This window comes from Streptomyces justiciae, assembly GCF_015163075.1.
GTDB lineage: Bacteria > Actinomycetota > Actinomycetes > Streptomycetales > Streptomycetaceae > Streptomyces > Streptomyces justiciae.
The window spans coordinates 871,732-880,580 of sequence record NZ_JADDXU010000003.1 but is presented as its reverse complement, the minus strand read 5'-3'; the positions used below and the strand labels follow the sequence as shown (position 1 = coordinate 880,580).

Annotated in this window: 6 protein-coding genes; 3 read left to right on the top strand and 3 right to left on the bottom strand. The window is 70.8% G+C overall.

Features of this window, described 5'->3' with window-relative positions; genetic code table 11:
• Positions 1–267: 267 nt before the first annotated feature.
• The gene (locus tag IQ210_RS12390) at positions 268–837 is read right to left on the bottom strand and encodes a MarR family winged helix-turn-helix transcriptional regulator (RefSeq protein WP_194078933.1); all 570 of its coding nucleotides are present in this window, start codon (positions 835–837) and stop codon (positions 268–270) included.
• 140 nt (positions 838–977) lie between these two features.
• Here IQ210_RS12390 and IQ210_RS12385 point away from each other — a divergent pair, with 140 nt between their 5' ends.
• Positions 978–2,246 (top strand): MDR family MFS transporter, encoded by a 1,269-nt coding sequence (locus IQ210_RS12385; RefSeq protein WP_194078992.1) that lies wholly within the window; start codon positions 978–980, stop codon positions 2,244–2,246.
• 76 nt (positions 2,247–2,322) lie between these two features.
• On the opposite strand, the gene IQ210_RS12380 is transcribed toward IQ210_RS12385, so the two are convergent.
• The gene (locus IQ210_RS12380; RefSeq protein ID WP_194078932.1) at positions 2,323–3,963 is read right to left on the bottom strand and encodes an ATP-binding SpoIIE family protein phosphatase; all 1,641 of its coding nucleotides are present in this window, start codon (positions 3,961–3,963) and stop codon (positions 2,323–2,325) included.
• A gap of 172 nt (positions 3,964–4,135) precedes the next feature.
• On the bottom strand, positions 4,136–5,515 hold the full coding sequence (locus tag IQ210_RS12375) for an NAD(P)/FAD-dependent oxidoreductase (RefSeq protein WP_194078991.1): 1,380 nt from the start codon (positions 5,513–5,515) through the stop codon (positions 4,136–4,138).
• Positions 5,516–5,894: 379 nt separating this feature from the next.
• Here IQ210_RS12375 and IQ210_RS12370 point away from each other — a divergent pair, with 379 nt between their 5' ends.
• Positions 5,895–6,665 carry a TetR/AcrR family transcriptional regulator gene (locus tag IQ210_RS12370; protein ID WP_194078931.1) on the top strand — a complete coding sequence of 257 codons (771 nt, stop codon included), beginning with the start codon at positions 5,895–5,897 and terminating at the stop codon, positions 6,663–6,665.
• A gap of 279 nt (positions 6,666–6,944) precedes the next feature.
• A complete protein-coding gene (locus IQ210_RS12365; RefSeq protein ID WP_194078930.1) occupies positions 6,945–8,843 on the top strand; it encodes a sigma-70 family RNA polymerase sigma factor in 1,899 nt (632 codons plus the stop codon).
• Positions 8,844–8,849 lie beyond the last annotated feature (6 nt).

The window sequence follows — 8,849 nt, the reverse complement described above, 5'->3', positions numbered from 1 at the left end:
TCTTCCCGGCCGTTGGGCCGTTCCGACGTCTCAAACCTTAGCGGATCCTCCCGGCAGTTCCTAATCGAGCTGCCGAGCCCAAATCGAATTGAATTCGGGCACGCCGAATTCCATCCCGTTGGGAGATCGTGCTGGTGGTTTGTGTGCCGCTGATGCGGCGGGAGGTGCTGTCGAAGAACCGTTACGGCTCTGCGGCAACCCGAAGAACTCTACGTACCTCGAAGGGCGGTGTCAACCACCCCTGTCAAGATCTTTTCGGGTGACGCGTCAGTCCAGGTCAGAGAGGCGACCGCCCGCGTCCGGCTGGGCGTGCTCCACCCTGCGCAGGAGGCGGGTGAGGACATCGCCGAGGGCAGTGCGCTCCTCGGAGGACAGGTCCTGGAGGAGGTCCTCCTCGAAGACCGTCGCGAGGCGCATGGCCTCCAGCCACTTCTCGCGCCCCTCCGCCGTCAGCTCCACGATGACGCGGACGCGGTTGGACTCGTCGCGCTCACGGGTGACCAGCCCCTCCGTGACCATCCGGTCGATGCGGTGGGTCATGGCGGCCGGCGTCAGGCCGAGGCGCTTGGCGAGCTCGCCGGGGCCCATCCGGTAGGGGGCGCCGGAGAGGACGAGGGCCTTGAGGACCTCCCAGTCCGTGTTGCTGATGCCGAGGGCGGAGGTCTGACGGCCGTAGGCGACGTTCATACGGCGGTTCAGTCGCGACAGTGCCGAGACGATCTGCTCGACCTGCGGGTCGAGGTCCTGGAACTCGCGCTGGTAGGCGGCGATCTGCTCCTCGAGTGTCGGCTCGCTGCCGATGTGGAGACTGCCGGGACCGCCGGGGGTGTCAGCCATGGACGCAGTATCGCACGCGGCCGCTTGGCGTTGAAGTCCTTCTCTGTGTACTCTTTAGCTCTGAAATTTAGCTTCGAAGTCTTCGGTTCTAAGTACTGAGGGACTCCAACTACCTGAGAGAGGTGAACGTGACCAGGGCGATGGGCGCAGCGATGCGCCGGATTCACGTGGGTAACGCACTCAGCGCGTTCGGGCTCGGCTTCACCGTCCCCTACCTGTACGTCTATGTGGCGCAGGTGCGGGGGCTGGGAGCCATGACGGCGGGGCTGGTCCTCGCCGTCTTCGCCGTGGCCGCGCTGATCGTGCTGCCGTTCGCCGGCCGGGCGATCGTGCGGCGTGGCCCGCTTCCGGTGTTGCTCGTCGCCCTGGTCACGGCCGCGCTGGGTGCGCTGAGCCTGGGGCTGGCGAGCAACGGGACCACGGTTCTGCTGTCGGCGGCGGCGCTGGGCGCAGGGCAGGCCGTGATGCAGCCCGCTCTGGCGACAATGATCGTGGACTGCTCCGCGTCGGAGACTCGCTCGCGGGCCTTCGCCATGCAGTTCTTCCTGCAGAACCTCGGGCTCGGTGTCGGCGGACTCATCGGTGGTCACCTCGTCGACACCACGAAGGTCTCCTCGTTCACCCTCCTCTTCGCGATCGAGGCGGCGATGTTCCTGCTGCTCGCCGTGGTGATGGCGACGGTGCGGATGCCGCGCGCGCCGCGGATCGAGGGTGCGCCGTCCGCTTCCGCCAAGGGCAGCTGGAAGCAGCTGCTGGGGAACCGGGCGATGGTGCAGCTGTGCGTGCTGGGCTTCGTGCTGTTCTTCGCCTGCTACGGCCAGTTCGAGTCGGGCCTGGCCGCGTACGGCGTCGAGGCGGCCGGGATCTCCACGTCCGCGCTGGGAACGGCGCTGGCCGCCAACACGGCGATGATCGTCGTGGCGCAGTTCGCGGTCCTGAAGTTGGTCGAGCGGCGCCGGCGCTCGCGTGTGATCGCCGCGGTCGGGATCATCTGGTCCGTGGCGTGGGTCGTGGCGGGGTACGCCGGGCTCGGCCACGGCAGCCAGGCCATGGCGACGGCCGCGTTCGTCTCGACGTACGCCCTCTTCGGTCTGGGCGAGGCGATGCTGTCCCCGACGGTCGCCCCGCTGGTGGCCGACCTCGCCCCGACTGGCATGGCCGGTCAGTACAACTCGGCTTTCGCCCTGGTGAAGCAGCTCGCCCTGGCGGTGGGCCCGGCAGTCGGCGGCCCGATGGGCGCGTCCCTGCACGCCCCGTACATCGTGACCTTCCTGCTGTTCTCGCTGGGCATCACGTACCTGGCACTGAGGCTGGGCCGTCAGCTGACACCGACACAGGACCACCCGTGGCGAGCAAGGAGCCGCGTAGTGGCCCAGGGCGGCACCCAGCAAGAAGCAATCGCCGCCTGACTGGAGCTACCTAGGGGCGCGGGGAACTGCGCGACCAGCCACAACGCACCCGCAGTCGCCACACGACCCCGCGCCTCTACCCCTTAGGCAGCACGAACTCGCACCAAACCGCCTTCCCGCCCCCAGGCGTCCGCCGCGACCCCCAGTTCGAAGCAATGGTCGCCACGATCGCGATCCCCCGCCCCGACTCATCCCCGGGTTCAGCCTTACGACGCCGAGGCAGATGGTCGTCCCCGTCAGTCACCTCAATGATCAAGCGACGGTCGGTCCGGCGAAGCCTCAACCGCATCGGCGGCGTCCCGTGCTGCAACGAGTTCGCGACCAGCTCACTCGCCGCCAGCACCCCCAGGTCATGCAGCTCCGCAGGGAACCGCCAACTGGTGAGCACGCCGGAGGCGAACGCACGCGCGCGTGGCGCCGCCTCCACCCCGCCGAGGAGTTCGAGCGCGGCGTTGCGGAAGAGGTCGCTGTCGGGGCCCGTGCGGGACGGGTGCTGGAGGACGAGGACGGCGACGTCGTCGTCATGGTCGGCGGTGACGCCGGCGGAGCGGACGAGGCGGTCGCAGACGACCTGGGGTGTGCCGGTCGCGCCGGACAGCGCGCGCTCCAGCGACGCGATTCCCTCGTCGAGGTCCTCGTCACGGCGTTCGACGAGGCCGTCCGTGTAGAGGACCGCCGTGGCGCCTGGGCCCAGCGGGATCGAGCCGGAGGCGTGGATCCAGCCGCCGGTGCCGAGAGGTGGGCCGGTCGGCTCGTCCGCGCGGAGCACCGCGCCGCTCTCGTCGCGGACGAGGATCGGGAGGTGGCCTGCGGAGGCGTACACCAGCTTGCCCTCGTTGGGGTCGTGGATGGCGTACACGCACGTGGCGATCTGGTTGGCGTCGATCTCCGTGGCGAGGCCGTCGAGGAGTTGGAGGACCTCGTGCGGGGGCAGGTCGAGGCGGGCGTACGCCCGGACCGCCGTACGGAGTTGGCCCATGACCGCTGCCGCGCGGACGCCTCGGCCCATGACGTCGCCGATGACGAGGGCTGTGCGGCCGCCGCCGAGGGTGATGACGTCGTACCAGTCGCCGCCGACCGCGGCCTCGGTGCCGCCCGGCTGGTAGGTGGCGGCGATGCGGAGGTCGTCGGGTTCCTCCAGGACCTGGGGGAGCAGGGAGCGCTGGAGGGTCACCGCGGTTTCGCGCTGGCGGCGTTCGCTGGCTCTGAGGCGCTCGGCCGCTTCGGCGTGGTCGGTGACATCGATGGCGAAGATCAGGACTCCGCCGGTGTCACCTTCGGTGACCGGGGTGCAGGTGAAGGTGTAGGAGCGGCCGTCGGGGGCCTTGCGGGACTTGACCGTGCGCGGCTTGCCGCTGCGCAGGACCTGGTCGAGGAGGGGGAGGAGGCCCGTCTCGTGGAGCTCGGGGAGGGCGTCGCTCGCGGGGGTGCCCGGGGATCGGGGGCCGAAAGCGGTCACATAGGCGTCGTTGACGTAGGCGAGGCGGTGGTCGGGGCCGTGGACCAGGGCGACGAGGGCCGGGACGCGGTCGAGGACCTCGCGCACGGGGAGTTCGTCGACGGCGGGGACGGGGGGTGCGTCATCGGTGAGTTGTTCGGCGCGGGCCGCGGGTACGGCGCCCTCCCCGAGTCGGTCCGGGGTGAGCTCGTGGTCGGTCCGCGCGGCTGCGCGGCGCTGCGTTCCGGGGAGCCGGGCGCTCCAGCGCGTGAAGTTCACGAATCCTTGCCTCGTGTCGTCGTCTTCGGCCGGCTCCGGACCCGGCCTGGGTCCTCGCGGGTTCGGTGGGCGGGCGTCCACCCGTCCTGGGTCGGGGATCAGTGTGGCAGTGTGACCGACCGGGCCGACATCCGTCAGACGCCTGCCCCGCCGGTGGAGTTCCTCGGTCCGGTCAGGACGACCCCTTCGGGTCGTTCGTGGGGTCGTGAGGAGGCTTTCCACCGGCCGCGAGTTCGAACTCCGCTCGGGGATGTTCGAGCGAACCCAGCGAGACGATCTCCCTCTTGAAGAGCCCGGACAGGGTCCATTCGGCCAGGACGCGGGCCTTGCGGTTGAAGGTGGGGACCCTGCTGAGGTGGTAGACGCGGTGCATGAACCAGGCAGGGTAGCCCTTCAGCTTGCGTCCGTAGACGTGTGCGACGCCTTTGTGGAGGCCGAGGGAGGCGACCGAGCCGACGTATTTGTGGGAGTACGTCTCCAGGGGCTCGCCCTTGAGCGCGTGGGCGATGTTGTCGCCGAGGACCTTGGCCTGGCGCACCGCGTGCTGGGCGTTCGGGGCGGTCTCCTTGCCGGGTTCGTCGGCGGTCACGTCGGGGACGGCGGCGGCGTCTCCGGCCGCCCACGCGTGCGTGACGCCCTCGATCGTCAGTTCAGCGGTGCATTTCAGCCGACCTCGGTCCGTGAGCGGGAGGTCGCTGGCGGCGAGGATCGGGTGGGGTTTGACGCCGGCCGTCCAGACGACCGTACGGGTCGGGAAGCGGGCTCCGTCGCTGAGGACGGCGATCCGGTCGGCGCAGGATTCGAGGCGGGTGTTCAGGCGTACGTCGATGTTGCGGCGGCGCAGTTCGGTGACGGTGTAGCGGCCCATCTCGGCGCCGACCTCGGGGAGGATGCGGTCGGAGGCCTCCACGAGGATCCACTTCATGTCCTCGGGCTGGACGTTGTGGTAGTACCGCGCGGTGTAGCGGGCCATGTCCTCCAGTTCGCCGAGCGCCTCCACGCCCGCGTAGCCGCCGCCGACGAAGACGAAGGTGAGGGCGGCGTCGCGGATCGCGGGGTCGCGGGTGGAGGAGGCGATGTCCATCTGCTCGATGACGTGGTTGCGCAGTCCGATGGCCTCCTCGACGGTCTTGAAGCCGATGGCGTGGTCGGCGAGACCGGGGATGGGCAGGGTGCGCGAGATCGAACCGGGGGCGAGGACGAGTTCGTCGTACGTCAGCTGCCGGGCCCCTGTCCCCTCCTCCTCGGTGGCGAGGGTGGTCAGGGTGGCGGTGCGCTTGGCGTGGTCGATGGCGATGGCCTCGCCGATGATCACGGTGCAGTGGTCGAGGACGCGGCGCAGCGGGACGACGACATGGCGCGGGGAGATGGAGCCGGCGGCCGCCTCGGGAAGGAACGGCTGATAGGTCATGTAGGGGTCGGGAGTGACCACCGTGATCTCGACGTCTCCGCGCCTGAGTTCCTGTTTCAGCTTCCGCTGGAGACGCAGGGCCGTGTACATCCCGACGTAGCCGCCGCCGACAACGAGAATGCGCGCGCGTTCCTTCACCACCCCATGACGCACCCGGCGCTTGAGTTTGTCCACAGCCCCGACAATTTGTGTGACCGGCGGCTTCGTGTGCGCGGGGTTGGCCGAATCGACGGCGTGCGGGGAAGGATTGCAGGTCAGCGGGTGTGCGCCGGGGGTCCTTGAGGGGTGCAATCGGGACGTATACGACCCGTACTCCTTTCGGGGGGCGCTCTGTGCGGAACCTGCCCCTTCTGAATTGACTCCCTCTCAACTATGTTCGTGTGTCGACGGGGTGTAGGGGGATGCGCTCATCGGGTCCGCGACGGGCGGCCCGTGTACCGGGTTCGTTCCCTGTGTCGCCCCGGCCTTTCAGTGGCGGGGAGAGTCTCCGGGGGGAGACGTCATTACCGGGGGATCGCTTATGCATGTTCAGGACTCTCATTGGTCTTCCGCGTCCGCCATCGCATCCGGTGGCGGAGCGATGAGCGCGGCGGCGGGCAACGGACGCGGGGACGCGTCGCGCTCGACACCGCTGCGCGTGGACGCACAGCGCAATCTGGAGCACGTACTGCGTGCCGCGCGCGAGGTCTTCGGCGAGTTGGGCTACGGCGCGCCGATGGAGGACGTGGCGCGTCGCGCGCGGGTCGGTGTCGGCACCGTGTACCGGCGCTTCCCGAGCAAGGACGTCCTGGTGCGCCGGATAGCCGAGGAGGAGACCTCCCGGCTGACCGACCAGGCGCGGGCGGCGCTCGGGCAGGAGGACGAGCCGTGGTCGGCGCTGTCGCGCTTCCTGCGGACGTCGGTGGCCTCGGGTGCCGGGCGGCTGCTGCCGCCGCAGGTACTGCGGGTGGGGGTCCCCGAGGAGCACGCCGGGCACGCCGACGGGGCCGTCTTCGACGAGGCGCGGGTGCCGCAGCAGCGGACCCAGCCGGGCTCCGGTGAGTTGCGGCTGGTGTCGGAGGAGTCGCTGCCGGCCGACGACACGGGGGCGGCGGCGCTGCTCGACGTGGTGGGACAGCTCGTGGAGCGCGCGCGGGCGGCGGGTGAGCTGCGGGCGGACGTGTCGGTGTCGGACGTGCTGCTGGTGATCGCGACGGCGGCGCCCTCGCTGCCGGACGCTGCGCAGCAGGCGGCGGCCTCGGCGCGACTGCTGGACATTCTGCTGGAGGGCCTGCGGTCGCGACCGTCGTGAACTCCGCGCGACCCTGTGACTCGAAGAGGTGACGACGGGGTGTGAGCGGTGCGCCGCCCACACCCCGGTCACATTCCGGCCTTTTCGGATACGTCCCCCAACTCCCGCGTGGGCAACGTCAGTTGAGCCTTCCCCGGATGGGTGACGGCTAGTACTGCCTTGCCACAAGTCCCCACGGACGAGTGGATGCCCAGTCCTGCCGGGGCCCGGTCAAAAGCCGGTATGGCACTCTGACCCGGTGTTCGGGACTGGTAGGGCAGGCGGCGGGGGCTTTCCGCGATGAGCGTTGACGGGCGGGACGAGTCACACGGTGACGGTGAGCCGGACGGCCTCGCGTCGCCCCAGGTACCGAGCCAGGGCGGCCGGGCGGGCCGCCCGCAGAGCGGCGGCGACCCGGTGGAGGGCAGCGTCCCGACCCAGCGCGACCGGCGTGACGACGGCGTCCTGCCGCCGCCCAGGGACCTGCCGCCCTCCGACGCCGACCTGATCGGCCGGATGCGCTCGGGCGACGACACGGCCTACGAGGAGCTGTACCGGCGCCATGCGGACGCGGTGCGCCGCTACGCCCGCACCTGCTGCCGGGACGCCCACACCGCCGACGACCTCACCGCCGAGGTCTTCGCCCGCATGCTCCAGGCGGTGCGCGGCGGCTCGGGGCCCGAGCACGCCGTACGCGCCTATCTCCTGACCACCGTCCGCCGGGTCGCCGCGAACTGGACGAAGTCCGCGAAGCGGGAGCAACTGGTCGACGACTTCGCGCTGTTCGCCGCGCAGTCCGCGCGCGTGAGCGAGGTCTCCGACGACGACACGCTGGACCTCGGCGCGGACGTCCGCGCGATGCACGAGGCCGAGCAGTCCATGGCCATGCAGGCCTTCCGGTCGCTGCCCGAGCGCTGGCAGGCCGTGCTGTGGCACACCGAGGTCGAGGACGAGTCGCCCAGCGACGTCGCCACGCTCTTCGGACTCGACGCCAACGGCACGCGTGTGCTGGCCTCCCGGGCCCGCGAGGGCCTCAAGCAGGCCTACCTCCAGGCCCATGTCAGCGCGACCCTCGCCGACGACGAGGAGTGCGCCCGCTACGCCGACCAGCTCGGCACCTACGCCCGCGGCCGGCTGCGCACCCGCGCCGAACGCGGACTGCGCAAGCATCTGGAGGAGTGCGCCAAGTGCCGCCTCGCGGCCGCCCAGATCTCCGAGGTCGCGAGCAGCATCCCGGCCGTCGTGCCGGTCGCGGTCATCGGGTGGTTCGGTGCCGCCGGGTACGCCAAGGTCGCCGCGCTCATCGCCGGTGGCACCGGAGTGGGCGCGGCGGGTGTCGCGGGCGCCGCGGCGGCGAGCAGCGGCTCGTCGGGCGGGGCGGGCGCGGCCGGTGGCGCGGCGGCCTCCGAGGGGCTGGGCGCGCCGGTCAAGGTCGGTATCGCGGCCAGCGTGCTGGTCGCGGCGGGCGTGGCGGCGGCGCTCGCCCTGGCCGGCAACGACCAGCCGGCCGACAACAAGCCCGAGGCCAGGCCGCCCGCCTCCACGCCGGTGGTGGAGCCCGCGGAGGAGACGCCCAAGCCGCCGAAGAAGCAGCCCGCGCCCGCGCCGCCGGTCATCGCCCCGACCCCGACACCGACACCGACGCCCACCCCCACACCCAAGCCCACCCCGAAGCCCACGCCGACCCCGACACCCACCCCCACACCGAAGCCGACGCCCAAGCCGACCCCGACCCCCACTCCGACACCCACCCCCACACCCGCTCCGGCCGTCTACCAGTGGAGCGAGCTGGCGTACAACATCAACGGCGACGGCACCCAGCCCGAGATGCGGATCGCGGAGAGCAGCTGGGTGTGGCAGCGGTACGGCGTCTCGATCGCGGACAAGAGCTACGCGCACGGCGTGACCGTGCACGGCCGGTCCTCCGTCACCATCGACCTCAACCGTGAGTGCACGTCCTACGACGCCTATGTCGGCGTCGACGACATGACCCTCGGGCTCGGCAAGATGTACTTCTCCGTCTACGCCGACGGCGTCCAGCTGTGGAAGTCCGGCATGGTCCAGGGCGGGGACGCGGCGGTCCCGGTCCATGTCGACCTCACCGGGCGCAAGACCGTACGGCTGGTCGTCGAGCCGCACAGCGAGTACGACGACCTGATGCTGGCGGACTGGGCCGAGTCCAAGTTCCGGTGCTCCTAGGGCCTG

What these genes read in the sequence shown, in the direction of transcription:
- IQ210_RS12390 (WP_194078933.1), bottom strand. Translation starts at nt 837, where the DNA reads ATGGCTGACACCCCCGGCGGTCCCGGCAGTCTCCACATCGGCAGCGAG.
- IQ210_RS12385 (WP_194078992.1), top strand. Translation starts at nt 978, where the DNA reads ATGGGCGCAGCGATGCGCCGGATTCACGTGGGTAACGCACTCAGCGCG.
- IQ210_RS12370 (WP_194078931.1), top strand. Translation starts at nt 5,895, where the DNA reads ATGCATGTTCAGGACTCTCATTGGTCTTCCGCGTCCGCCATCGCATCC.
- IQ210_RS12365 (WP_194078930.1), top strand. Translation starts at nt 6,945, where the DNA reads ATGAGCGTTGACGGGCGGGACGAGTCACACGGTGACGGTGAGCCGGAC.